Consider the following 24541-nt stretch of genomic DNA (forward strand, 5'->3'; position numbering starts at 1 on the left):
TGAGATTATGTCCCGCGTGAGAGGGACTGGGAACAAGGCGACTGAGCTTCGCCTCGTTGCTATTTTTCGCGCTAACGGGATTACAGGATGGCGGAGGCGATCACCGGTTTTTGGGAAGCCCGACTTTGTATTTCCAAAGGAGAAAGTTGCGGTATTTGTCGACGGCTGCTTTTGGCATTGCTGTCCGCGCCACGGAACCCTACCGAAGACAAATCGAGATTTTTGGCAGCAAAAGCTAGAACGGAATCGTCAACGAGATCGGTTGGTCAATAGAACTTTAAAGAAGAAAGGGTGGGCATTAATACGACTGTGGCAGCACGAGCTACAAGCGCCAGAGCATATCGTTCGACGCATCACTCGCATTCTCCGGCCCAACAATTAGTCTCCCCATACACTCAATGCTCGCGCTCTAGAAGGAGCAAATACAGGGAAGATGCGCTCGTTGAATTTGATCGAGGATTTCGCGCGCAACCCGTCCGAAGAGGCAATGGCGTCCGTTGTCGCTTCGGCAATCGGAGATTCGTGGGGGGTCGATGAGATCGGCCGACTTGCGGAGGTCCTGGCGCACAGCGGAACCACTCTTGCCTTTCCCGACGATATTGTGACTGCGGATGTCGCTTCGACCGGGGGGCCATCATCACTGTCGACATTGCTGTGCCCGCTCTACTTACGCAACCTCGGCTTCCAAATCCCGAAGCTCGGTGTGCCGGGACGGCCAGCGGGAGGTATCGATATTCTTGCCCAAGTCCCCGGATACAAGGCCAACCCAGATGCGCCTACAGCGCGGGCTGTTTTGGATCGATGCGGCTACGTGCACTTTCTCGCCGGGCCCGATTTTGCTCCGCTAGATGCCATTCTCTTCCGATATCGTCAAAGGTCGGGCGCGCAAGACGTACCTCCTTTGGCCGTGGCCAGCATCCTTGCGAAAAAGATTGCATGCGGCATCAAGTCCGCAGGGCTTGATGTGCGGGTAGCACCTCATGGAAACTTTGGGGGTGACTTCGCCACAGCAAGGCAGACAGCCAAATCATTCTGCGTGGCTGCAAAGGCAGTGGGAATAGCGGCCGTCGCAGGATTGACCGATGCACGCACACCCTACCAACCATACATCGGGCGAGGAGAGTCATTGTTGGCCCTCCGCAAGCTGATCGACGATAGTTCAGACCAATGGCTTCTCGAGCATGCCGATCGCTGCCTGCTACTCGCGGCAAACGTCGGCGCCTTGCACCCAGGCCACGCACCGCTTGTCAAAGAAATCGGGAAGCCGTTCTTCGAGAACATCGTCGCACAAGGCGGCACAGAGGCCGGCTTCCTTGACAAGGTAGAATCAATTGCGCGAGCACCACGGGTAGAGATTGCCGCACAGCAAGGTGGCTTTTTCTCGCTCGACCTTGCTGGATTGCGTTCAGTGTTCGCAACCGCGAACGCGTCTACAGACAAAGAGCCATTCCCGGACAACCTCGGCCTGATTCTCCGTAAAAGACCGGGCAGCTTTGTGAAAAATGGAGAAATCCTCGCATCGGTTCGCGCGACTACCGGCGTCTGGGCTGCTTGCGCGGAGCCCTTGACGAAATGCTTTCGCATCACGGAGCTGATGGACTACGCTTTGGGTTTGGAGGAATTTGTCCGTGCCTAGTTATTGTTGCTTCTTTTGTCCCGCAGCGACTTATAACGACAATGGACTAACTGATCCGTGCCCGAGTTGTGGCCGGCCATTTGGTTTCCCGCTGAGCAGTATCCCGGCCGAAATAGGCCCATTTAAGATTCTGCGCCCCTTGGGTCGCGGCTTTTATGCCGCGACATATGTGGCCGAGCGCAAAACGGGACTGCGCAACAAATCCGTTCTGAAGGTTACGCCAAAAATATTTTATGAGTTCTTCCCAGGGAAAGATTTCGAAGAAGAATGCCTGTTGCACCGTGATGTGGCGGAGGGAACGGAGCACCTCGTTAAAATCCGGGACATGTTTCCGGATGTAGAGGTCCAATTTGACAACGTGTCGCTATCATGTTGCGTTGCGGAACTCGATTTTGTCGACGGTCCTCTCCTCACGGACTACTTCGATGACGAGCAGGAGGTTTCGGCAGCCATTGCAGCACAGATGGCCATTGATCTCTTGCGCCTGCGCGAAGAGCTTGAGCGCAAGCAGGTGTTTCATAATGATTTACATGCCGGCAACATCATCGTCGAGCGGCTCAAGAAGGACAGCTTTCGCGCCGACGCTGTAGACCCATCCATACGAGCAGTTGCCATTGATCTTGGTTCTGCCGCGACACAAACCAAGAGCGATCCCGCCAGGCAACGCGAAGGAGATATCAGCCGAATTGCCGAGCACATTGCGCGGTTGAGCGCACGACTCTTGGCCAGCCCGGATCAGGTGTCCGACCATGATTTTCGGTTGGCGAGCACGTTGCAAGACATTTTTCAGGTCTTGGCCGCACCGGCAGAGAATACGCGATTTCCATCTGCGCAAGATCTCATCCGCCAAGTCCGACTCGCGTATGAGATGATACCACGTCATTCGTGGCGGTCGTGGCGGCAGCCGCTGGCCTTGACGAGTTTTGGTTCGGCATACAACGCGCTGACTCTTGAACCGTGGCACGTGCCAGCTCTTCTGATAGATCCAGAAGGAACATGGCTGAAGCAAATCAGCACACCAGGTCCACAGATCATCACCGGCATGCGCGGCTGTGGCAAAACCATGTTGCTGCGCGCGCTTCAGTTTCATGCGCGCGCTTCGCAGGCGCGTGGAGAAACCGCCGACGCCGTCATTGGGCGCATCAGCGGTGATGGATATATCGGCCTGTTCGTCTCAGCTCAAAGACTTATAGACCGACAAGATCCCGGGCAAACGGTAAACGCCGATCCGTTTGCGCGCTTAATACTGGCATACGCCGTCGAGGCGGTTCGCTCGATTATGCACTTGCGCGACATCCGCTCTGCTGGTGTCAATGAGCATGCCCATAAGGTAATTGGCAGGGCATTGACCGATATCCTCACTAATTCCGACGAGTTGGGAGATGCTATCGATCTCGATGATTTCGATGCCCGCCTGCGAAAAGCACTCGTACAGCACAGCCAGCCGGGCAATAGTCTTCGCTTACAAGTTAATCCGAGCGACGCGTTTATTCATATGGCTGAGAGCATTCGAGTGTGTTCCCCACACTGGATGACTGGCCGCGTACTATTCTTGCTTGATGATGTTTCAACTCGCTACCTTAAGGGCGGCCCGATTCGGGAGCTGCTTTCCGCGTTGCTGTTCCAACACCCCGTTTGCGCATTCAAGATCACATCCGAAGTGCAAACAATGGAATTGGAGCTCAAAACGCCCGGAGAGAATTTTCCTGCCCGGGAGGGTCGCGATTATTCCGTATTCGACCTCGGCTCCGAAGTATACGACAAGATAAAAGGGCCGCAGGGAAAGCAATTCGTCGAACGAATCCTGGAGCAACGCGCCGACCACTTTTCCGCTCACCCGCGCGCGACACCATCGCAACTGCTCGGCGACGAATCCATGGAAACTATCGCGCGGGAAATCGCCGAAAGCGCTTCCACTTCAAGTAAACGCAAGGAAGTTTATCGCGGCATCACTGCACTTGCTCATGTCTGTGTTGGTGACATCGGCGATGTTATCAGCCTGTATGAACGGATCATCAAGGCGGCAAACGGTCGAATTCCTGTGCCGACGCAAGTCCAATGCGATTGCTTTCAAGATCACTGCTCGCATCGCCTCTACGATCTCAACCGACGTAGGGGCGAATTGAAAGATGTGGCTCGGTCGTTCGCGGAAGCGTCGTACGAGCTGCTCCTCAAGTCTTTCAAGGAAGCCAAGAAGAATAAAAAGACGGCGCGCCGGCTACGACAATATTCGTCCATCTATGTACGCGTAACCACAGGCGACACGGGCAAGCAGATGGCCCAGCTTCGCGATCTAATCGACGCTGGCGTGTTTGTATTCACTGGCGGGAGCCCGCGAACCAAGACAAAGGACTCCGATCCCATTCTCCAATTCAAGCTGACTTTTAGGCGCATTTACGGGCTAACCAATTTCATCGGCCTCGCCGAAAGAGATCGGTTCGAATTGTCCGGAGCAAACCTGGAGGAATGGCTCGCAAATCCGGCAGCTGGAAAAGAAATTCTGATGCGAAATCTTGGAGGACCTCTTGCGGAAGAGGACGACGTCGAGGCGACGGAGCTGGCCATAGAGCCAGCGGCCGCGACGCCTACTCCCAAAATCACAATGGACCTCTTTGAGAACTTACCACCAGCACAGCCCGAGCAACCAAAAACTCCAGAAGAGCTCCCGCCGGATTCTGGGCGTCTTCCAACGCACAGCATCGATGTCAAGATACTCAACGAGTCGGGGGTCGCCGCAGCGGAGCTGTCACAGATTGTCATCGGCCTCGGCTTTGAGGATCGCACCTTGGCGTCTGTGCGCGCCCTGACAAAAGCACTGCCGCCGACCAAAGTGCTTGCCATTCAATACGAGGATGCGGGCCGATCGAAGGAGATTCTGGACAGCCTCAAGAGTTGGGGCGCCGAGGTCGACATCATTTCATATCGCACCGCGATAGCAGACGGATTGCCGCTCACAAATCAGCCAACCTTGATCGATGTAACAGGATTGGCAAAGCCGGTCATATTTCACGCTGTCCGTGATGGCTTGCAGAAATCGGGAGCCGTTCTAGTGGCTCATACGCAAGCGAAGAGTTATTATCCGACTGATCGAGACATGAAAGCCTTGCTCAAGGCGGAAGAACAGCATAATCGGCAAAAATTCTTCGATACCCTCTCTGGCATTCTGACAGGCGAAATTGGACCTTACGAATGTCTGCCGTTACTTCAGGCAGATGCCGACGAAACAAGACGCAATGTGTTGTTTGCATTCGCATCTCCAAAACATGAACGCCTTCTCTCATTGATTGATAACCACGTAATCGATCGTCTTGAGGTGGTTGCGCCGGAAGGAACCACTTCCCGAAATCGGGTTGCCAAGCAGATTGCCGAGATTGCAGCTACAGACAGCGCCAGCTCGGAGGTAACTTACATCAACTCGGATGATCTTGAAAAAGCGACTACATTCCTTCTTAGGGGTTTCAACAAGTGGTATGTCCGCCAAGGCTTTAATTTTGAAATCGGGCTCACTGGCTCGAAAATGGAGGCAGTCGCATCCGCCGCGGTCTCTTCGGTTTGCAAAATTACGCAATGTTGGTACGTGCGGCCGACGAAATTTGACGCAGCTAGATTTACAAAAGGTGCGGGCGATACGCGCTACTTCCGACTCGACCGGACTGACGTTTGATCCAAAGATGTCGGTATTCGCTATTCAAAGCTAAAGGCAATGGCATAGTTTCCGGTGGGGAAGCGCACCTGGGGCAGCCAGACCGCTTCGCCTTTAGCACTCTTCTTTAGCCGATACATAAAAAGCGTTACGGCATCGGTTGGCACTTCCGTATCTTCTCCGCCGCTGTAGAAGCCTTGCGTCTCGCGACGCGATGCTTCCAATTCGCGATCGCGGCTGACACGAATGTATGCTTTGTTGCCCTTTAACACTTCCATCTTTTCCAACGCCGCACCGATTGTCCTCGCGCTCCAAAGCTCGGTGCCAAGTGTGGGATCGGCCTCACACTTCTGAATCAATTCGATAACGGATGGCACGTCCGTCACATAATAAAGCCGCGAGCCGTCATAGCGGAGGAGCTTGGCATCGAGCCATTGTGTTGCCTCCATCGTCGCAGGTGTACGAAGTGGATAGCGCGGGTTCACCCACCCGCCAGCCACGTAAACACCGATAGCGTTCGGGTCCAGCACATTGCGCCGCGTCGCTTGCAGAGGCGAAGACAGGCAAATGCCCTCAAATTCACCTTGCGGGTGACGCTCGATAAGCGCGCGAAGAGCCTTCTCCATTTGGTGAATGATACGAAAATGCTCGGCGAGTTTATCCGGCAGGAACAGTCGGGTAACCCCAATGTGCTTCTGTCGATAGCCATACATGCGCGCGTGTTGCAGCACAGTATCGGAATTGGGCCGCTTTGGGTTCCTGCCGTAGTAACTCGTAATCAGGTTCGGAATCGTCACGCCGCGGCCGAGCTTATTTCCCCCCACAAAAATGCTGTAAGGATGATCGGGGACAATTTCCTCATGGGAATTAGAATTGATCTCCTTGATACTCGCTGCTGGCAGAAGAAAGGAAATCTTCTGCATAACGGCTTCGAACGGCGGAAGACCAGGCTCGGTCTCGGTCAGGTTATGGTAGGCTGCAGTTAGGTCGCTACGAAGTTTCGTATACGGAGGCTTTGCCGGTTCGGCCAGGGTGTTGACCATGTCTTCCCGAAACCGTTCGAACAATTCGACGATATGGCGATGATCAATCTTTGTATGGCTGATGTGGCAGAGAAACGAGAAGTTCTCTTGTGGGAATTGTATATTCTTTGCACCTGCGGCAACAAAGAAGGTCAGCAATGCTTCGCGGATACCAGCCGGAAGACGATGCGTCGGACGGGGTTGATGTCCCGATTTAAGCTCATCGACTTCATCGATATCGACGGGCACTAGAAGTTTTGAATCATCCTCGAAGAAAGCCTCGCCTCCGACGTAACCCGGCCCCGGAGTGCTGAGTACCGTAAACGAAGGTCGATAAGGATGATCCGGGGTCTGCAAAAAGAGAGCCTGCGGCGTTGCCGTGACTTGTAAATAAGTGTTGGTTCTGAAAAAGGCTCTGAAATCGGAAATCAACTTGTTGATCGTGCTGATCTCGTTCGTGCTCTTCGCAGCATTCTTTTGGGTGTGCGTATTGAGGCTTGCTTGATCCGCTTCGTCATCAATGATCAGTGCGGGAAGCCCGCGCGCGCCGTTCGCAGCACCAATCTTTCGAAACGCCTCGATGAGGCTAGACAGATGATCCGAGTTCTTGGAGCAGACGACAACAAAAGGCGACGTCCGCAATTGCCGCTCGAAAGCAGGGCCATCCCACTCCGATTTTCCAAATACCTTCAGTCCGCGCAATTGGCTTCGAATTCTGCGAAGGGTTTGCGTATAAAGAGGGTTTAGATCAGACGTCAGAATGATGATGCATTTGAAGCCATTATCGACGGCCATGGCGGTGGTAATGGCGATAACGCTAGTCTTCCCGCTTTGGATAAGACCATAAAGAAGCCCATAGCTGGGCCTCTCATCGCCGGACACAGGATCAATCGCGTACTCAAGAATACTTGCGGCCCGTTCCGCAATAACGTGAAGAGAGGCAGGATCGGAGATTTCATTGGCAAGTGCACTCAAAGCTTCCGTCGTGTGCAACCCATCTCGGATGATCTCCCGATTGCGAATGGGAGCGGCGGTTCTAAGCTGCATTCTCGCTCTCCGCCGCTTCGACACCAAAGGCCAACGCTGGCCATTTACCGAGCGATACCTTTCGCTTTAACTCGCCACCGCCTCCCCAAACCGTGTAACTATGGTTATGCTTGCGGGATGCGGCGATCCAACCCGGCTTGCTCCCAAGTAGGTCGCACCCTTGATCCCAATCAATCCCACACACACCGTCGCTACCACACACCAAACCGAAAACCAGCCGTCGATACTTGGCGGCCATACCGATCGACCGCTCTACGTCTTCTTGGTCGAACGTAAAGCGCCAAGGCGACCTCTCTTTGGTTGTGTACTTAATGAGAAGAAAGCTGTCGTCATTTAAGACGTATCCGAGCGACCCAAGCTTACGGATCGACTGGCAGCGCACGTCCTCAAGTATCGGGATGACAGCAGCGCCGTGATAATAGGCCGACTTATCAAGCATGCGAGCAAACCACTAATGAAGCTAATAATTTCATTCTGCAAGTTTTCGTTGGAAAGGCAAATAACCACTTGGATTTTGCGCCCCCATGTGCCGTGAGGAAATCGTAAAGTAGGGCAATCGGCTGGACAGGCGGCTGCTGTCTAATATCCTGATAATGAAGTGGTTTTAAGGACGAAAGATCTATTCCTACGGGACGTGCACGGTTGGCCACTTGTCCATATGAATGTAAAAAACTAGGCACCCTTGTAGACGCCCACCAGCCTAGGTCTCGACCGCAACAACCTCAAAATAGAACTCGCAGAGAATTTGTAATTAATAAGCATGCAAACCACCTGTTAAGCGATGGAAAGGGCTTACCCCCTGAGACTGCGGCTTAAACTTTTCCAATGTCTGCTTCGGGTGAAAGGCGGATGTTCGGCCGATTATTCCTGTAACAATCTCGGAAGAGGCACCGATAGAGCATCGGCGATTCTTGCCATAACAGATAAACTCGGATTGCGTTTACCTCGTTCAATACCGCCCACATAAGTCAGATCGATCTCCGCCTCGAATGCGAGGCGTTCCTGCGTCATTTTCCGCTGCTGACGCAATTTCCGTACGTTTTTTCCGAATATCAAGCACCAATCCCGCATTGCAGGATTGAGCGATGCAGGGCATATAGTCTCTAGGGAATATAGTCCATATTCGACGTTTTAAACATCTCGCGGGGGCGAAGGGTATGACCAAAACTGTTGCGGTTTCGTCCGCAAAACAACCTATTGTGTCTATTCGGCTGGCTGCGGCTACTTGCCTGGCCCTACTGCTGGCCGGCTGCGGGGAATCAGCCGTATGCAGCAAACCGGACGTCTTAGATACGGTTAGAAAGCTCTTCGAAGAACGCGAGCTTGGCCAGTTCAAGTTACCTGGCTTGGTTACAGTTATGGAGAAGACAGCCACCTTTCTATCTACCGATAAACAGTCAAATGCCAGTCACTGTTCAGTAATCGTAACCGTCGACCTGATGCAGATCCTCAAGGCAACCCAAAATTATAGCGACGAACAGTTGAGCAAGGCGAAACAGACTGCCGAACAGAAGGGCCAACCAACCACCAGGGACAATCTGGTCAATTACAAAGTGCAGACGTTAAACGGCGGACAACATTACATCACGGTGCTGCCATGAGCTCCTGGACGTACTTGACGCGAGTTTTGTGCATTGCGTTCACGGCCTTCTTCGTTTCCGTTTTCTCAGACCGCGCTGCAATCGCTAATGACCTTCCCGCGTCTGCAACTCTCCGAACTCGGCCAGGGCCGATGGAGATTCGAGTGCCCGAATTGGATCGGCTTATTTCGTTCGGATCTCTTGAGAAGTTTATGAGCGACTATCCACCGTTCATTTGTGAATTAGTCTTCGCGCCTGAACTCAGCAATCGCATGCTCAAGGCATACCTCTATGACTGCCCTGTCTTTTATAAAGGGCGAAGGCTCATCTTCACGCTCCTGACGGCCCCTCAAGTAAAGAATTGGGTGATTTACAGCGCCTCCGTTCAAGGGCCCGATGGTAATGCAAAGGATCTTGAAGGAGCTGAACTCGCCGAGTTTGTAAAGAAGCCGCGCCAAGCCAAGTTTAATAGCTTCCAGGTACCGCTCGAGGAGGCCGAAAAATGGGCGCTCAACGTAAAGGTAGATAAGGAGTTAAATCCCGTTAGTCAGGTCTCACTCGTGCTGCTGCACCTGCAGATCAAGGGTTACATCTGCTCCGTTGCTGCACAGAAAGATCCAGAGTTCGTTTTTGCTTGCAGGAATGAACGACGCCCGAAGGGCGACATGACCTTCCATTTCACCAGAACGGCCGATGATCAAGCTACGCTCAATCAAATTGAGATCGGAACCAAGGTCATCACCGGGGATCGCCTTGTTCCAGTGGTAAACCAGCTATCCGATATTGGAGACTGAACCGCCTCGGATGCCACTTGCGCGCGTTCTTACGCGTGACGTGCCCAATAATGTTCTCTTTTTTGCCAATGGCAGCTGGCACTCACATCGTTCAAACGCTGAGCGTATTGACGACGTCCTGAAGCATTCGAGGCGGAAGGGTCAGGTCAGACGAGGGTTCAATGCGCGCCATTGCTTATTACCGCACTCGTCCCTGCGACCCAATCGCGTCGAAACGATTGATCTCAGAACAACGGAGTGCCGTTGCACTATGGGTCGCGAGCCATAAAGACCATGAGGTCATCGCTGAACACACAGAACATGAAAATGGGTGTTCAGAGCGGCCAGCTCTGAAAGCGGCGATACAGGAATGCAGAGAAAAGGATGTATGCTTGCTTATCGCTAGTACTGAAGCAATTGGACATGGCGAGCCATTTTATCCGCGTATTTTGAGCGTTCCTTTTATCAAGCCGCCATGGCCGCGACGCGCATCAGGCTATATCAAGCCTACCGCGAAGAATGCTCCTGAAGGGTTTTCACTCTTCTTCGACAATCATGCTGAAGGGTATGAAAGCGATATCTATCTTTGCAATGGATCGGATGGCACAATCGCCAACATCACCGCTCGCCTCGTTGGCGCGACGGCAGTTCTCGACGATTTGTCACCGACCGCCACGGCGAATGACAGTCGCCTACTCGTCACGTCAACTGAAACGCGCTGCATGGAGAGCTTGCAGCCGGGGCACATGGGCCTGTTAAGTGGCTACAATGCTATTTTCGACGGTGACTTCCTTTTGATCTGCGACCTCATTTATCGGGTCGGAGATGGTTCAGAAGCAAAGGCGCGTACCATCGTCGACAAAGGGTACAACGGCCGCGGCTTTGTTCGATTTGGGCACCCGAAAAACGCCAAAGCTATCGTAGATACTACTCGGACGGCGGATTGCACCACACACTTACCGTCGTTTCAGCAAGACAGCCCATGTTGAGCATCGCCTCAATGCGCCGCTCAAGCGAAAGGCCGTGTATGGGACGAAGTATGGGTACGGTGATCGGCCTTAGCTACCGATCATTGATTTAAAAGGGATTTTTACCAAGGCTGGCGGAGAGAGCGGGATTCGAACCCGCGATACGGTTTCCCGTATACACACTTTCCAGGCGTGCGCCTTCAACCACTCGGCCACCTCTCCGTGGCGCCTGTCATGAAGGCGTCGGCCGGATTTTGCAAGCAGGCAAGCCCCTTCCGGCTCACATTTTTGAGGAATAGCGAGATTTTTCAGGGCGATGGCGCGGGAAACAGCCCGATCGCCCTTCAATGCAGGGCGGTGCTTGCCTGCCATTGCAGCAGCCCGCCGCTGCGCCCGAGCGATTCCCGCGTGGCCCGAGGCTCGTCAATCGCGGGCGCGGTGTCACGCGTGCTTTCCAGCGTGGCGATGAAGGATTCGAACCAGTGCTGGATGTTGCCCGCCCGCAGTTTCGTCATCATCGCTTCCCAGCGCAGCCGCCGCTCCGGCGCGGGCATCGCCAGCGCCATGCCGATGGTGCGCGCCATGCCGTCGATATCGTGCGGGTTGACGATCAGCGCGGTGGAAAGCTCATTGGCGGCGCCGGCGAATTTCGACAGCACCAGCACGCCCGGATCGGCCGGGTTCTGCGCAGCGACATATTCCTTGGCGACGAGATTCATTCCGTCATAAAGCGGCGTCACCACGCCGACATGCGCCGAGCGATAGAAGCCCGCGAGCGTGGTCTGGCTGAATCCCTTGTTGAGATAGCGGATCGGCGTCCAGTCTACCTCGCCGTGGCGGCCGTTGACGTCGCTCACGAGTTGCGCCAGCTCGCACTGAAGATTGCCATAGGCCTCGATCGCGCCGCGCGAGGGATTGGCGATCTGCAACAGCGACACCGTGCGTTTCAGCGATGGCTGCATCTCGAACAGACGGTCGAACGCGCGCACCCGATTGAGAAGCCCCTTCGAATAATCCAGCCGGTCGACGCCGATGGCGAGACGTTCGCCATGCAGGCTCTTGCGCAACCGCGACACATCGGGGTGTGAGACAGCTCGCATCGCCTGCGCCGTGAATCCCTCGACATCGATCCCGATCGGGAACGCCGCCAGCCGCGTCAACCCGAAGCGCGAGTTCACCATGCCGTTCTTGACGTTAAGGCCAAACTCCAGCGCGAGATAGCCCGCGAAGTTTTCGCAATCCTCCTCGGTCTGAAAACCGAGCAGGTCATAGGCCAGCATCGCCTCGATCAATTCGCGATGGTGCGGCACGCCCGACATCACGCTATGGGAGGCCCACGGCGTATGCAGGAAGAATCCGATCGGATTCCTGACGCCGAGATCGCGCAACTCCGCGCCCAGCGCGAGAAAATGATAATCCTGCACCCAGAACATGGTGTCGAATTTCTGGAACCGCATCAGCGCGCGCGCCATGAAGGCGTTCACCTCGCGATAGGACTCATAATCGTCCTGCGAGACGCGGATCAGATCGGAGCGCGAATGCAGCGCGGGCCACAATGCGGAATTGGCGAAGCCTTCGTAATAGCCGCCGTAATGCGCGGCCGGCAGATCGAGCAGTGCCAGCGCACCGCGGCCGAGCGACTCGATTTGCGCGAAGGGTCCCTGCTGCTGTCCATCGCGGACGCGTCCGCTGGAACCCACCCAGATCGCGCCGGATTTCTCCACCACCGGCAACAGCGCTGCCGCAAGGCCGCCCGTCATCGGCTCGTTCGTCTTCGCCCGAGCCACGCGGTTGGAAACGACGACCAATGTCACAGGGAGCACTCCGTTTGATGCACAGATAAACGTCCGTTCATCAATATGGTTCCTACGTGCTGCTTTGTGGATTTGACGGCCAGACTGCGGCAAGCGCCGATGGAACTCGCGAAAGAGCCATAAGAGTGTGAAGATTTCCGCAGGCGTTTCAATCTTGACTCGCCGAAAAAACTTCGGCCGAAAATTTCTGAAGAGATTTTAATCTGTCATTGAATCGTCAAGCAGGCCAGCAAGCCAGTTCCGCACATCCGCCGGCCTTGCAAAAAAACCATCGACGCCATGCGCATGGCGGCTGACGGAGAACGAAACGCCTTTCAAATCCGGCATGATGGCAAAAACACTTTCGTCGGTCACATCGTCGCCGATGAAAATCGGACGGCGCCCCGCGAACGGCTCATGCCTGAGCAGTTCCCGCACCCCGGTCGCCTTGCTGATGCCGGAGTTCTTGATCTCGCACACCGATTTTCCCGGCAGCACATCGATCGGCGCTTCCGGCAGATCCGCGCGAATGGCCGCAACCGCATCGTAGATCGCACGCTCGAAATTCGGCGCCTGCCGGTAATGCAGCGCGATCGAATAGCCCTTGTCCTCGACGATGATGCGCGGATCGAGACCGCCAATGGCGGCAAACCGCTTTTTCAAATCCTTGTCCATCGGCGGCGCGTGCGCCGCGACCGCTTCACTGTCGACCGACAGGCGCATCTCCGCGCCGTGCCCCCCCACAGCGGGCAACAGCATCGGCGCAAAAATACTGTCGATGTCGGCGAGGGAGCGGCCGCTGACGAGCGCCAGCGCACCGTCGGTTCGCATGTGCAGCCCGCTCAACGCTTCCGCGAGGCCCGGCGGCACCACCACTTCGCCCGGCGTCGGCGCGAGATCGAGCAGCGTGCCGTCGATGTCGAGCAGGAAGGCGCAATCATCGAGCAGCGGCGAGAACACCTGATGGTCCGAAGCCGGATAAGAGGGCAACACGATATGGTCTTCAGTCTTGGTCATCATTCACTCCGCGACGGCCGGGCTATTCCGCAATAGCCAAAGGCCGCGCAATGGTTTCGAGCGATTTGCGCTCCGCATCGATACCGAACCGCCACGCGACGATGGCTGCGACGATCATCAATATGGAGCCGAAAAGATACCCCGCAAAGACGCTGGCGCGCGAGCCGGTATCGACCAGCGCGCCAAGCAGCGATGGACCGGCGATGCCGCCGATCGCGGTTCCGATGGCATAAAACAAGGCAATCGCCAGCGCGCGCACCTCCAGCGGAAAGGTTTCGCTGACAGTAAGATACGCGGCACTCGCCGCAGGCGACGCGAAGAAGAACACCACCATCCAGCACAGCGTCTGTTGCGTGGCGCTCAGCGCGCCGATGGAAAACAGATAGCCGGAGACAATCAGGAGAATGCCCGAGATCGAATAAGTAAAGGCGATCATCCTGCGGCGGCCGATGGTGTCGAACAGCCGTCCCAGCAGCAGGGGCCCGAGAAAGTTTCCCGCCGCGAACGGCAGAATGTACCAGCCGACATGATCGGCCGGAATGTGAAAGAAATCCGTCAGCACCAGCGCGAAGGTGAAGAAGATCGCGTTGTAGAAAAATGCCTGCGCCGCCATCAGCACGAGGCCGACCAGCGCACGCGGACGATAGGTGACGAACAGCGTGCGCGCGACCTCGCGCAGCGGCGTGTGATCGCGCATCCGCAGCCGGATCGCGGGCAAATCCCCGTCATGCTCCGGTGCAAGCCGCGCAGCGCGCTCGATCTCCCGCACGATCCGCTCGGCCTCGTCGGGACGGCCATGCACCATCAGCCAGCGCGGGCTTTCGGGAATCCACAGCCGCATCACGAACACCGCGAGGCCCAATATCGCACCGATCAGAAACGCGAATCGCCAGCCAATGTCGGGATCGATCACGGCGGGATCGAGCAGCACGATAGCCGCGACCGCGCCCAGCGCCGCTCCGATCCAGAAACTGCCGTTGACGACGAGATCGGTCCAGCCCCGATAGCGCGCGGGCACCAGTTCCTGAATCGTCGAATTGATCGCGGTGTATTCGCCGCCAATGCCGGCGCCTGTGAGAAACCGGAACGTCGCGTAACTTGCGACATTCCACGACAACGCTGTCGCCGCCGTGGCGAGCAGATACAGTGCGAGCGTGATGAAGAACAATTTGCGCCGTCCGATGCGGTCTGTCAGCCAGCCGAATCCGAGCGCGCCGAGCACAGCGCCCGCGAGATAGGCGCTGGCGGCCAAGCCGATATCGAGATTGCTGAATTGAAGTGTCCGCGATTGCTTCAGCGCGCCCGCGAGCGAGCCCGCCAGCGTCACTTCAAGACCATCGAGAATCCAGGTGATGCCGAGCGCCGCGACGACGCGGGTGTGAAACGGACTCCACAACAACGCATCGAGCCGCGCGGGAATGTTCGTCGCCACCACAGTGCCGGAAGTGGCCAGCGCGGAAGAAGGATTGTCAGGCTGCACCGCCACCCTGCCTCGATCCTCACTATCAGGCCATGACGAGAACAAAGACGGCCTAGGCAAAAAATAATCGGAAGGACGATGTCCTTCCGATTGCACTGTGTTCAATCCGATAACGGAATCAGCGCGGGAAAAGTTCCCGTCCGGTCACGACGGAATCGCCTGCGCGAAGATCGGCGGATGCTTCTTGTGGAAGTCCGTCGCCTGCTCGTAGGCGTAGGCCATCCGCAACAGAGCCGCCTCGCTGAAATGATCGCCGACGATCTGCAACCCGATCGGCAACCCTTGCGGATCGAACCCGCACGGCACCACCGCCGACGGTAACGCCGTGTAGCTGAACGGGATCGTGAACTGACGTCCGCGTCCGTAATCCTGCGCCGACGCTTTCAATAGCGGTGCAGTGGTCGGAAGCGCGGGCGTGAGCAGCGCATCGACCTTCTCAAACACCTTCTTCACTTCCGCGATGATCGCGGGGCGTTCATTCATGGTCTTCTCATAGTCTTCCTTCGTCACCTTCGAACCCGCCGCGATGTTGTTCGTCACGATCGGGCCGTACAGATCGGCGGCGTTCGGCGTGTTGCGGTATTTCTCGCCGAGGATCTGATTGAATTCGTAGAGGAGAATATTGGTGAACAGCTTGTTGTAATCGAGCTGCCCCTCCAGCGGCTTGATTTCGACCTCGACGATCCTGGCGCCGAGGCTCTTGAGTTTCTCCGCCGCCTTCGCCACCGCGTCGGCCACCGGCTTGTCGACATCCTTGTAGGTGTAGTTCTTCACGGTCGCGAAGGTCATGCCCTTCACGCCATCCCTGATGCCCTTGGTGTAGGACGCCGTACGCTGCGCCAGCGCCGAATGCTTGTCCAGCGGATCAAAACCCGCCATCGCATCGAGCAGCAGGCCGAGATCGAACACATTGCGCGCGAGCGGCCCCGCGCAATCGAGACTGTAGGCGCGCGGAAAAAGCCCGTGCAGGCTGACGAGACCGTAGGTCGGGCGGATGCCCGCGATGCCGCACCAGCTTGCCGGAACGCGGATCGAACCGCCGGTGTCGCTCGACGTGCCGCCGAAGCCGATGCCCGCCGCCAGAGCCGCGCCGTTGCCGCTCGATGAGCCGCCCGGCGAGCGATCCAGCGCCCAGGGATTATGGCAATCGCCGAAATAGGCGTTGGTGCCAGACACGCCCGCGGCGAATTCGTTCATGTTGGTCTTGCCGAGCACGACCACACCGGCTTCGCGCAGATGATGGACGGACGTCGCATCTTCCGTGGACTGGCGATCGACGAAGGCTTTCGAGCCCACCGTCGTCCTGGTCCCTGCCATGTCATAGAGATCCTTCACCAGGATCGGAATGCCGTGCAGCGGGCCGCGGTCCTTGCCCTGCTTGAGTTCGGCATCGCGCTCCGCCGCCGTCTTCAGCGCCATGTCCTTCAATTGCGAAATGAACATGTTCAGCTTCGGCTGATACAGTTCGATGTAATGGAAATAGGCTTTCGTCAGATCGACGCAGGACAGCGATCCGTCGCGCATCCGCTTGCCGGCCTCGCTGATCGACATCGGCAGCGCGCCGCCCGCTTTCGCGGCGAACGCATGGCTCGGTATCGCCGCCGCCGCGAGTGTTGAGGCCCCCGCGATCGCGAAATCGCGTCGCGTCAATCCCGGCCCGTCATGCTCGCCTTCATTCTTGCCGCAAGATTCAAGATCAACTCTGGTCATGGACGATTCCTCTCGACGACCCTGTTGTTCATGGCGCGCCGGTCGAAATCACGCCATACGAAGCGTTGCTCTCACCCATGCAAACGCGGCGATATTCGATGCGATATTTTGAAGAGCGAATTCGCCGCGACGACACGCTAGATCGGCGCGGCCGCGAGTCAATCAGATCGCGCGCAAAGGTCGCGATTTCTCGATGGATTTTGCAAAAAGCGTGAGATGAATTTTCGGAATTCGAAACGCCTTCGAGAAATTTTCATAAAGCGGAATGATGAAAGTCTTGCGCCGGGCGAAAGAGGGCGCCTTTCCACAACCCGTCAGGACTTCTTTTTGTCCTTGTCCTTTGCCTTGTCGCCGTTCTTTTTCTCTTCCTTCCTGTCTCCATTTTTCTTTTCGTCATTCTTCTTGTCGCCGTTCTTCTTGTCCGTGCTCTTTCTGTCGTTGCGCATGGTGAAGCGCGCGTTGCCGAGGCCGGTGCCGATGGTGAGAATGCCCCAGCGCTTGTAGTCCTGCATGAACGGAATTTCGCTGAGACCCTGCGCAACGCCGTCATTGTGCATCAGCACCACGGCGTCGTGATCGCCGATCTTTGGAATCTCTTCCGCGAGAATCGCGGGCAGATTGAAGCGGCTGCTTTCCCAATTGCCGGGCAGGTTTTGCGCGCCCTTCTCGATCGAGCCATCGGCATCGATCGCGCCGGGACAGGAGACGCCGATGAACGGCGCGAGCTTCAACCCTTCCGCCTCGGCCTTGGCGATCAGACCCTTGAGCATCTTCACGAGTTTCTTGATTGCGCTCTCGCGCGTCGGATCGTCATCGGCATGACGCCACAGATCGAACGCCCACACGCGCGCCCTGGAGAGGTCCGGCGCTTTCTTCTGCATCGTCTCGACCACGCCGCAGCGGATGTTGCTACCGCCGATATCGACCGCGAGCAGACTGTCGTAACCTTCGAAGATCCATGACGGCGCCAGATGCGCGCAGCCGATCAGCCCCGCTTCGTCCGGATCAAAGCGGATCGGCACCATCTGTACCTTCAAGCCTTCGGCCTTGAGGATGATGTCGGTGCGCGCGATGGCCAGTTCGCCGACGCGGCTCTGACGGAAGCCGCCGCCGACCACGATGGCCTCGGTCTTGTCCCACGCCTTGCTCTTGAGGAAGCGGCGCGTGACGAACGCCAGCTCCTGCGCGAATTCCTCGATCGCGCTATGCAACACCGCCGCCGCCTCGACATCGTCGCCGACAAGGATCTCGTCGAGCTTCTTCTTGCTCAGTTCGGATGACGCCTTGCCGCCGAACGGATCGTCGCCGCTCTTCTTTAATGGCTTGCGCCAAGCCTCGAGGATGTCCTGAAACGCACCCTTGCTGGCGCGGTCGCCGAGAAAGCCGTCCTCGTCCTTCAGTTCGATGTTGTAGCTGTCGACCTCGACCGACGGCAGCCGGGAGGCACCGTGATTGCCGATGCCGACCGTGCGGGTATCTTCAGACATTCAGGTGCGCCCCTTGAGCCAGAACCGGCAGGACAACACCGGGGGAACCCATTGGTTGCATTCCGGAGAGACACCAAAATCACCGGAATCGGCTGATTTTCCTTCGATTTTGGCCCAATTTACGGACCGTTTGCCTTGACTCGGGGGCTCTCGCCGCTATAAGTCACCCACCCGGCGCGGAGGATTTCGCGCCGTTTGTTTTTGCGTGAGCGCGGCCTCGAAGCCTCGCCTGCATGAACAGATAAACCCATAACGACTGAACAAGAAGCCGGCCCGGACCTGTCCGAGCGCCGGGATCGAACACGAAGGAATAAAACGATGTTCGCAGTCATCAAAACGGGCGGCAAGCAGTACCGCGTCGTCCCGAATGATGTGCTTGAGATTGGCAAGATCGCCGGCGATGTCGGCTCGATCGTGCAGCTTGGTGAAGTTCTGGTGGTCGGCGGCGACACGCCGGTGCTCGGCGGCCCCCTCGTGGCGGGCGCGTCGGTCGCGGCGGAAGTGCTCGACCACAAGCGCGGCCCGAAGGTCATCGCCTTCAAGAAGCGCCGCCGCAAGAACTCGAAGCGCAAGCGCGGCTACCGTGACGAGATCACCGTGATCCGCGTCACCGAGATCCTGACCGATGGCAAGGCGCCGTCGATCGGACCGCGCCCGAAGAAGGAAAAGAAGGTCGAGGCTGCGCCTGCAGATGGCGATGCTCCGGCCAAGACCGCCAAGAAGGCGCCGGCCAAGAAGGCCGCAGCCAAACCGGCGGCGAAGAAGGCGGCTCCGAAGGCCGCCGCCAAAAAGGCCCCTGCCAAAAAGGCGGCCCCGAAGGCGAAAAGCGACAAAAAGTGAGATGATTCCGTTACGGAATCGGGTTAGACACTGAGACGAATTCTGGAGACGAGCCATGGCTCACAAAAAAGCAGGCGGTTCATCGCGCAACGGACGTGACTCGGCTGGCAAGCGCCTTGGCATCAAGGCGTTCGGCGGCGAGATCGTGATTCCGGGCAACATTATTGCGCGTCAGCGCGGCACCACCTGGCATCCGGGCGCGAATGTCGGCATGGGCACCGACCACACCCTCTTCGCCAAGGCTGAAGGCCGCGTGGAATTCCGCGCCAAAGCCAACGGCCGCACCTTTGTCTCCGTCGTACCGGTGGCAGAAGCGGCTGAATAGACGGCAGAAAATCACGTTCTGCCGGTCCTCGTTGACCCGGCGGAGCGCCTGAAGGCTCTCAAGGGGAGACGGGAAACCGGCCTCCCCTTTCACTTTTCCGGCCGCCGGGGACGGCCTGCAAAAGGAGCGAGCCATGTTACAGGAACACCCGACCCAGCCCTTGCGGGAATTGAGAACCGTCGTCCTCGAGACGGCACGACTGGTTCTGCGCCAGCCGACCCTCGCGGACGTAAAAGCCATTGCGCGCATCGTCGCCGACAAGCGCGTGGCCATGAATCTGCGTCGCGTGCCGCATCCCTATACGCTGGAAGATGCCACGCGGTTTGTTTCGTCCGTCGTTGCAGCCGATGGCATGACATTTCTGATCGAGCACAAGGGCGCGGCCATCGGGCTCGCGAGCCTGACATGGGAGCGGCAGGACGTCCCCGAGCTCGGCTATTGTTTCGCCGTGGAGCATTGGGGCAAGGGCTTCGGCACCGAGGCCGCCCGCGCGCTGATCGACTTCGCGTTCGAGGAGTTCGCCATCGACGAGGTCCGCTCCGGGGCGCGCGTGGTGAACCCGGCCTCGCGCCACGTGCTGGAGAAGTGCGGCTTCCAGTGGACCGGCGTCGAGTTGCATCGCTTCGTCGCGCTCGGCTCGTCCACTCCGGTGGACCGTTTCCGGCTGGAGCGCGCGGTGTGGTCGTCGCTGCGGAGCTGGGGCACGGCCCGGCGCTATTAAGGAGTATATGAAACGGGCATGTCCGGCGGTTGTCGGGCGTGTCCGTTCGCGTTACGGGTAGGCCATGAAATTCCTCGACGAAGCCAAGGTCTACATCCGCTCCGGCGACGGAGGAAACGGCTGTGTCGCGTTCCGCCGCGAGAAGTTCATCGAGTATGGCGGGCCGAACGGCGGCAATGGCGGCCGCGGCGGCGACGTCATCATCGAGGCGGTCGATGGTCTCAACACCCTGATCGATTACCGCTATCAGCAGCACTTCAAGGCGCAGAAGGGCGGCCACGGCATGGGCTCGGACCGCCACGGCGCGGGCGGCAAGGACATCGTGCTGAAGGTGCCGGTCGGCACGCAGGTGTTCGACGAGGACCGCGAGACGCTGCTGCACGACTTCACCAAACTCGGCGAGAAATTCGTCATCGCAGAGGGCGGCAATGGCGGCTTCGGCAACGCGCATTTCAAAAGCTCGACCAACCGCGCGCCGCGCCACGCCAATCCCGGCCAGCCCGGCGAGGAACGCTGGATCTGGCTGCGCATGAAGCTGATCGCGGACGCAGGTCTGGTCGGATTGCCGAATGCGGGCAAATCGACGTTCCTCTCCGTCGTCAGCGCGGCGAAGCCGAAGATCGCGGATTATCCTTTCACCACTCTGCATCCGCAGCTCGGCGTCGTGCATGCCGATGGCCGCGAATTCGTGTTGGCCGACATTCCGGGCCTGATCGAGGGCGCGCATGAAGGCACCGGGCTTGGCGATCGCTTTCTCGGTCATGTCGAACGCTGCCGCGTGCTGCTGCATCTCGTCGATGCCACCTGCGAACACGCCGGCAAGGCTTACAAGACCGTGCGCAACGAACTCGCCGCCTACGAGCACGACCTCACGGACAAGATCGAGATCGTGGCGCTGAACAAGATCGACGCGGTGACGCCCGAGCAATTGAAAGACCAGAAAGCACGGCTGAAGCGCGCGGCGAAGCAGACGCCGATGCTGGTCTCGGGTGTCTCCCGCGACGGCGTACCGGAAGTGTTGCGCGCTCTCGCCGATGTCATCAGCGAAGCGCCGGTCTCCAATAAAGCGAAGGGCGCGCCGCCAAGCGAGGACGAAGCCGAGCCGCCGCCATCATCCGGCTGGTCGCCGCTGTCGAATTGAACCTGATTTTCCTATACTTTTGAAAAATGTTCTCCCATGTCGCGTTCGCAAACCCATCCCCGGCTGAATGATTTTCGCCGCATCGTCATCAAGGTCGGCTCGTCGCTCTTGATCGACTCCTCCGCGGGCGAAGTCAAAAGCGCGTGGCTCGAAGCCCTCGCCGCCGACATCGCCACGCTTCACCGCGCGGGCAAGGACGTGCTCGTGGTCTCGTCAGGCTCGATCGCGCTCGGCCGCTCGCGGCTGAAGCTGCCCTCCGGCGCATTGAAGCTCGAGGAAAGCCAGGCCGCCGCCGCCGTGGGGCAGATCGCGCTCGCGCGCATCTGGGCCAAGGTGCTCGATCATCACGGCATCGGCGCGGGGCAGATTCTCGTCACGTTGCAGGACACCGAGGAGCGCCGCCGCTACCTCAACGCGCGATCCACCATCTCGAAACTTCTCGAATGGCGCGCGGTACCGGTCATCAACGAGAACGACACGGTCGCCACCAGCGAAATCCGTTACGGCGACAATGATCGTCTCGCCGCGCGCGTCGCCACCATGACCAGCGCCGATCTTCTCGTGCTGCTGTCCGACATCGACGGACTTTACACCGCACCGCCCGGCGCCAACCCGAACGCGAAACTCATTCCGGTCGTCGACTCCGTCACCGCCGACATCGAGGCGATGGCGGGCGCGGCCGAGTCCGAACTGTCGCGCGGCGGCATGCGCACCAAGATCGAGGCGGCGAAGATCGCCACCTCCGCAGGCACCCACATGCTGATCGCGTCGGGCAAGATCGCGCATCCGTTGCAAGCGATCGCCGACGGCGGCAAGTGCACGTGGTTCCTCACGCCCGCCAATCCGGTCACCGCCCGCAAGCGCTGGATCGCCGGATCGCTGGAGCCGAAAGGCGTGCTGGTGATCGACGCCGGTGCCGTGAAGGCGCTGCACGCCGGACGCAGCCTCCTGGCGGCGGGCGTCACACGCATCGAGGGCACCTTCGCGCGCGGCGATGCGGTGGTGGTGCGCGGTCCCGAGGGCCACGAAATCGGACGCGGACTTGTCGCCTACGGCGCGGACAATGCCGAGCGCATCAAGGGCAAATCATCGGCGGAAGCCTCCAGAATTCTGGGCCTCACAGGCCGCCCGGAAATGATCCACCGCGACGATCTCGTCGTCTCGCACCGGCAGATCGAGAGCGGTTCGGACACGCCGGACAGCCCATAATGCAAGGCTGCTCGGCCATTGGCCGAGTGGCGGCAGCCTCCCCGTTTCCCTATTGTATGCTACGGCATGGACCTGACGACCCGGACCGAGACTTATGAACGCCCCGCTGAAAGCCGTTGACGACGCAACCGACCTGCCCGCGCTGATGACCGGACTGGCGGGACAGGCGCGCGCGGCCGCGCGGGTGCTCGCGCTCGCGCCCGCCGAACAGAAGAACACCGCGCTGGCGGCAATGGCGGCCGCCCTGCGTGCCTCCTCCGCGAAACTTCTCGCCGCCAATGCCGAGGATGTCGCGGACGCCCGCGCCTCCGGTTCATCTGCTTCCTTCATCGACCGTCTCGCACTGACGCCCGCGCGGATCGAGACCATGGCGGAAGGACTCGACGTGGTGCGCGGCCTCGACGATCCGGTCGGCAAGGTCACCGAGAAATGGACCCGCCCCAACGGCATGACCATCGAGCGCGTGCGGGTGCCGCTCGGCGTCGCCGCCGTGATCTTCGAAAGCCGCCCGAACGTGCTGGCGGATGCGGGCGCGTTGTGCCTGAAATCCGGCAACGCCGTGATCCTGCGCGGCGGCTCCGACAGTTTCCGTTCCTGTCAGGCGATCCACGCCTGTCTTGCGCAAGGGCTGCGCGAAGCCGGCCTGCCTGAAGCCGCGATCTCGCTGGTGCCGACGCGCGATCGCGCCGCTGTCGGCCTGCTGCTGTCGGGCCTCGATGGCCGCGTCGACGTCATCGTGCCGCGCGGCGGCAAGAGCCTCGTCGCGCGTGTCGAGGCCGAAGCGCGCGTGCCGGTGTTCGCGCATCTCGACGGCAACAACCACGTCTTCATCGACAAGGCCGCCTCGCTCGACATGGCCAAGACCATCGTGCTGAATGCGAAGATGCGCCGTCCCGGCGTCTGCGGCGCGGCGGAAACATTGCTGATCGACAAGGCGGCGGCGGACGCGCAACTCAAGCCGCTGGTGTCGATGCTGATCGATGCAGGCTGCGAAGTGCGCGGCGACGCCGAGGTACAACACGCCGACGCGCGCGTAAAGCCCGTCACCGAGGAGGACTGGGCCACCGAATACGAGGCCCCGATCATCGCCGCCAAGGTCGTCGGCGGATTGAACGAAGCGATTGCCCATATCGAAAAATATTCCTCGCACCACACCGACGCCATCGTCACCGACGACGCGCAGGCGGCTGCGCGCTTCCTCAACGAAGTCGATTCCGCCATCGTCCTGCACAACGCCTCGACGCAATTCGCCGACGGCGGCGAGTTCGGCTTCGGCGCGGAAATCGGCATCGCCACCGGCAAGTTTCACGCGCGCGGGCCGGTCGGCGTCGAGCAACTCACCTCGTTCAAATATCGTGTCCATGGCACGGGGCAGACGCGCCCGTGACCAATGCACCGGCGCTGCGCGAGGCGATCCCGCCTTACACCGACGGCATGCGCATCGGCCTGCTCGGCGGCTCGTTCAACCCGCCGCATGAGGCCCATCGCGACATCACACTGTTCGCGATGAAACGGCTTAAGCTCGATCGGGTGTGGTGGCTGGTGACGCCGGGCAATCCGCTGAAAGATCAGACGCCGCTTCGGCTTGAGGAGCGCATGGAGGCCGCGCGCAATCTCGCGCATCATCCGCGCATCGATGTAAGCTGTCTCGAATCCGTCATCGGCACACGATACACTCTCGACACCATTGAGTTCCTGCGCAGGCGTTGTGCGGCCGTGCGCTTCGTCTGGATCATGGGGGCCGACAATCTTGCGCAATTCCATCGCTGGAAAGGCTGGCGCACCATTGCGGATCTGGTTCCGATGGCCGTGATCGATCGCCCGCCCGACAGCTTCGGCGCGTTATCCTCACCGGCAGCACAAGCCCTGATACAGTACCGCATTTCCGAACGCGACGCCGGGCAACTCGCCGCCATGGAGCCGCCCGCGTGGACATTTCTGACCGGACTGAAATCGCCGTTGTCCTCAACCAAGATGCGGAACCCGGACGGGAGCTGGAAGGCGTGACGCAAACGACACAGCGGCAATCTCGCAAGGCTGGACGATTGAAAGCATTAACCCCACATGCCTAGAATAGGCACGCGGGCATCGGAAGATTCGATGCCCGCGATACAGTGAAAGGAGTGGTCCCTGACCGCATCTGCATTGT

21 protein-coding genes and 1 tRNA gene are annotated in these 24541 nt (G+C 58.7%); 13 read left to right on the forward strand and 9 right to left on the reverse strand.

Translation table 11 applies throughout. The annotated features are described in order from the left end of the window. Window positions 1-7 precede the first annotated feature (7 nt). The 3 genes from AFIC_RS15845 to AFIC_RS15120 all read left to right on the forward strand — a co-directional run bounded on the left by AFIC_RS15845 (window position 8) and on the right by AFIC_RS15120 (window position 5300). On the forward strand, window positions 8-382 hold the full coding sequence (locus tag AFIC_RS15845) for a very short patch repair endonuclease (RefSeq protein WP_420833401.1): 375 nt from the start codon (window positions 8-10) through the stop codon (window positions 380-382). A 60-nt stretch (window positions 383-442) separates the two neighbouring features. Continuing rightward, window positions 443-1636, forward strand: coding sequence for a hypothetical protein (locus AFIC_RS15115; protein ID WP_275247035.1), 1194 nt, complete (start codon window positions 443-445; stop codon window positions 1634-1636). Window positions 1637-1805: 169 nt separating this feature from the next. Next, window positions 1806-5300, forward strand: coding sequence for an ORC-CDC6 family AAA ATPase (locus tag AFIC_RS15120; RefSeq protein WP_275247036.1), 3495 nt, complete (start codon window positions 1806-1808; stop codon window positions 5298-5300). Window positions 5301-5320: 20 nt separating this feature from the next. Here AFIC_RS15120 and AFIC_RS15125 read toward each other — a convergent pair whose 3' ends face one another. The 3 genes from AFIC_RS15125 to AFIC_RS15135 form a co-directional block, all read right to left on the reverse strand. Next, window positions 5321-7348 (reverse strand): Z1 domain-containing protein, encoded by a 2028-nt coding sequence (locus AFIC_RS15125; RefSeq protein WP_275247037.1) that lies wholly within the window; start codon window positions 7346-7348, stop codon window positions 5321-5323. Further along, window positions 7338-7787: a hypothetical protein gene (locus AFIC_RS15130; protein ID WP_275247038.1), complete on the reverse strand. Its 450-nt coding sequence runs from the start codon at window positions 7785-7787 to the stop codon at window positions 7338-7340. The genes AFIC_RS15125 and AFIC_RS15130 overlap by 11 nt, the downstream gene beginning before the upstream one ends. A gap of 422 nt (window positions 7788-8209) precedes the next feature. Next, window positions 8210-8359, reverse strand: coding sequence for a helix-turn-helix domain-containing protein (locus AFIC_RS15135; protein ID WP_420833343.1), 150 nt, complete (start codon window positions 8357-8359; stop codon window positions 8210-8212). A gap of 146 nt (window positions 8360-8505) precedes the next feature. On the opposite strand from AFIC_RS15135, the gene AFIC_RS15140 reads away from it, so the two are divergent. The 3 genes from AFIC_RS15140 to AFIC_RS15150 all read left to right on the forward strand — a co-directional run bounded on the left by AFIC_RS15140 (window position 8506) and on the right by AFIC_RS15150 (window position 10690). Then, window positions 8506-8949 (forward strand): hypothetical protein, encoded by a 444-nt coding sequence (locus AFIC_RS15140; RefSeq protein WP_275247040.1) that lies wholly within the window; start codon window positions 8506-8508, stop codon window positions 8947-8949. 191 nt (window positions 8950-9140) lie between these two features. Beyond that, complete coding sequence (locus AFIC_RS15145) at window positions 9141-9722, forward strand: hypothetical protein (protein WP_275247041.1); 582 nt, start codon at window positions 9141-9143, stop codon at window positions 9720-9722. A 161-nt stretch (window positions 9723-9883) separates the two neighbouring features. After that, window positions 9884-10690 (forward strand): hypothetical protein, encoded by an 807-nt coding sequence (locus AFIC_RS15150; RefSeq protein ID WP_275247042.1) that lies wholly within the window; start codon window positions 9884-9886, stop codon window positions 10688-10690. Window positions 10691-10801: 111 nt separating this feature from the next. Here the strand turns inward: AFIC_RS15150 and AFIC_RS15155 are convergent. The 6 genes from AFIC_RS15155 to AFIC_RS15180 all read right to left on the reverse strand — a co-directional run bounded on the left by AFIC_RS15155 (window position 10802) and on the right by AFIC_RS15180 (window position 18156). Further along, a tRNA-Ser gene (locus AFIC_RS15155) sits at window positions 10802-10891 on the reverse strand. A 122-nt stretch (window positions 10892-11013) separates the two neighbouring features. Continuing rightward, entirely contained in the window at window positions 11014-12483 is a 1470-nt protein-coding gene (locus AFIC_RS15160; protein WP_275247043.1) for a trehalose-6-phosphate synthase, read from the reverse strand. Window positions 12484-12681: 198 nt separating this feature from the next. Next, window positions 12682-13479 (reverse strand): trehalose-phosphatase, encoded by a 798-nt coding sequence (otsB, locus tag AFIC_RS15165; protein WP_275248752.1) that lies wholly within the window; start codon window positions 13477-13479, stop codon window positions 12682-12684. Between the two features lie 22 nt (window positions 13480-13501). Further along, window positions 13502-14965, reverse strand: coding sequence for an MFS transporter (locus AFIC_RS15170; protein WP_420833344.1), 1464 nt, complete (start codon window positions 14963-14965; stop codon window positions 13502-13504). 138 nt (window positions 14966-15103) lie between these two features. Beyond that, a complete protein-coding gene (locus AFIC_RS15175; protein ID WP_275247044.1) occupies window positions 15104-16669 on the reverse strand; it encodes an amidase in 1566 nt (521 codons plus the stop codon). 314 nt (window positions 16670-16983) lie between these two features. Next, window positions 16984-18156 (reverse strand): ROK family protein, encoded by a 1173-nt coding sequence (locus AFIC_RS15180; RefSeq protein WP_275247045.1) that lies wholly within the window; start codon window positions 18154-18156, stop codon window positions 16984-16986. Between the two features lie 318 nt (window positions 18157-18474). Between AFIC_RS15180 and rplU the strand changes: the two genes are divergently transcribed. The 7 genes from rplU (at window position 18475) to AFIC_RS15215 (ending at window position 24399) form a co-directional block, all read left to right on the forward strand. Continuing rightward, the gene (gene rplU / locus AFIC_RS15185; RefSeq protein WP_275247046.1) at window positions 18475-18996 is read left to right on the forward strand and encodes a 50S ribosomal protein L21; all 522 of its coding nucleotides are present in this window, start codon (window positions 18475-18477) and stop codon (window positions 18994-18996) included. 55 nt (window positions 18997-19051) lie between these two features. Then, window positions 19052-19321, forward strand: a complete 270-nt coding sequence (gene rpmA / locus AFIC_RS15190; protein ID WP_002717526.1) for a 50S ribosomal protein L27 — start codon at window positions 19052-19054, stop codon at window positions 19319-19321. 133 nt (window positions 19322-19454) lie between these two features. After that, entirely contained in the window at window positions 19455-20042 is a 588-nt protein-coding gene (locus AFIC_RS15195) for a GNAT family N-acetyltransferase (RefSeq protein ID WP_275247047.1), read from the forward strand. 64 nt (window positions 20043-20106) lie between these two features. Continuing rightward, window positions 20107-21183 carry a GTPase ObgE gene (obgE, locus tag AFIC_RS15200; protein WP_275247048.1) on the forward strand — a complete coding sequence of 359 codons (1077 nt, stop codon included), beginning with the start codon at window positions 20107-20109 and terminating at the stop codon, window positions 21181-21183. A gap of 36 nt (window positions 21184-21219) precedes the next feature. Beyond that, the gene (gene proB / locus AFIC_RS15205) at window positions 21220-22392 is read left to right on the forward strand and encodes a glutamate 5-kinase (RefSeq protein WP_275247049.1); all 1173 of its coding nucleotides are present in this window, start codon (window positions 21220-21222) and stop codon (window positions 22390-22392) included. A 94-nt stretch (window positions 22393-22486) separates the two neighbouring features. Beyond that, complete coding sequence (locus AFIC_RS15210; RefSeq protein ID WP_275247050.1) at window positions 22487-23779, forward strand: glutamate-5-semialdehyde dehydrogenase; 1293 nt, start codon at window positions 22487-22489, stop codon at window positions 23777-23779. 47 nt (window positions 23780-23826) lie between these two features. Then, entirely contained in the window at window positions 23827-24399 is a 573-nt protein-coding gene (locus tag AFIC_RS15215; RefSeq protein ID WP_420833402.1) for a nicotinate-nucleotide adenylyltransferase, read from the forward strand. Window positions 24400-24541 lie beyond the last annotated feature (142 nt).

The sequence above is a fragment of the [Pseudomonas] carboxydohydrogena genome (assembly GCF_029030725.1).
GTDB lineage: Bacteria > Pseudomonadota > Alphaproteobacteria > Rhizobiales > Xanthobacteraceae > Afipia > Afipia carboxydohydrogena.

Coding starts and splice junctions, on each gene's coding strand:
- AFIC_RS15845 (WP_420833401.1), top strand. CDS start 8: ATGTCCCGCGTGAGAGGGACTGGGAACAAGGCGACTGAGCTTCGCCTC.
- AFIC_RS15125 (WP_275247037.1), bottom strand. CDS start 7,348: ATGCAGCTTAGAACCGCCGCTCCCATTCGCAATCGGGAGATCATCCGA.
- AFIC_RS15130 (WP_275247038.1), bottom strand. CDS start 7,787: ATGCTTGATAAGTCGGCCTATTATCACGGCGCTGCTGTCATCCCGATA.
- AFIC_RS15135 (WP_420833343.1), bottom strand. CDS start 8,359: ATGACGCAGGAACGCCTCGCATTCGAGGCGGAGATCGATCTGACTTAT.
- AFIC_RS15140 (WP_275247040.1), top strand. CDS start 8,506: ATGACCAAAACTGTTGCGGTTTCGTCCGCAAAACAACCTATTGTGTCT.
- AFIC_RS15145 (WP_275247041.1), top strand. CDS start 9,141: ATGAGCGACTATCCACCGTTCATTTGTGAATTAGTCTTCGCGCCTGAA.
- AFIC_RS15150 (WP_275247042.1), top strand. CDS start 9,884: ATGCGCGCCATTGCTTATTACCGCACTCGTCCCTGCGACCCAATCGCG.
- otsB (WP_275248752.1), bottom strand. CDS start 13,479: ATGACCAAGACTGAAGACCATATCGTGTTGCCCTCTTATCCGGCTTCG.
- AFIC_RS15175 (WP_275247044.1), bottom strand. CDS start 16,669: ATGACCAGAGTTGATCTTGAATCTTGCGGCAAGAATGAAGGCGAGCAT.
- AFIC_RS15180 (WP_275247045.1), bottom strand. CDS start 18,156: ATGTCTGAAGATACCCGCACGGTCGGCATCGGCAATCACGGTGCCTCC.
- rplU (WP_275247046.1), top strand. CDS start 18,475: ATGTTCGCAGTCATCAAAACGGGCGGCAAGCAGTACCGCGTCGTCCCG.
- rpmA (WP_002717526.1), top strand. CDS start 19,052: ATGGCTCACAAAAAAGCAGGCGGTTCATCGCGCAACGGACGTGACTCG.
- AFIC_RS15195 (WP_275247047.1), top strand. CDS start 19,455: ATGTTACAGGAACACCCGACCCAGCCCTTGCGGGAATTGAGAACCGTC.
- obgE (WP_275247048.1), top strand. CDS start 20,107: ATGAAATTCCTCGACGAAGCCAAGGTCTACATCCGCTCCGGCGACGGA.
- proB (WP_275247049.1), top strand. CDS start 21,220: ATGTCGCGTTCGCAAACCCATCCCCGGCTGAATGATTTTCGCCGCATC.
- AFIC_RS15210 (WP_275247050.1), top strand. CDS start 22,487: ATGAACGCCCCGCTGAAAGCCGTTGACGACGCAACCGACCTGCCCGCG.
- AFIC_RS15215 (WP_420833402.1), top strand. CDS start 23,827: ATGCGCATCGGCCTGCTCGGCGGCTCGTTCAACCCGCCGCATGAGGCC.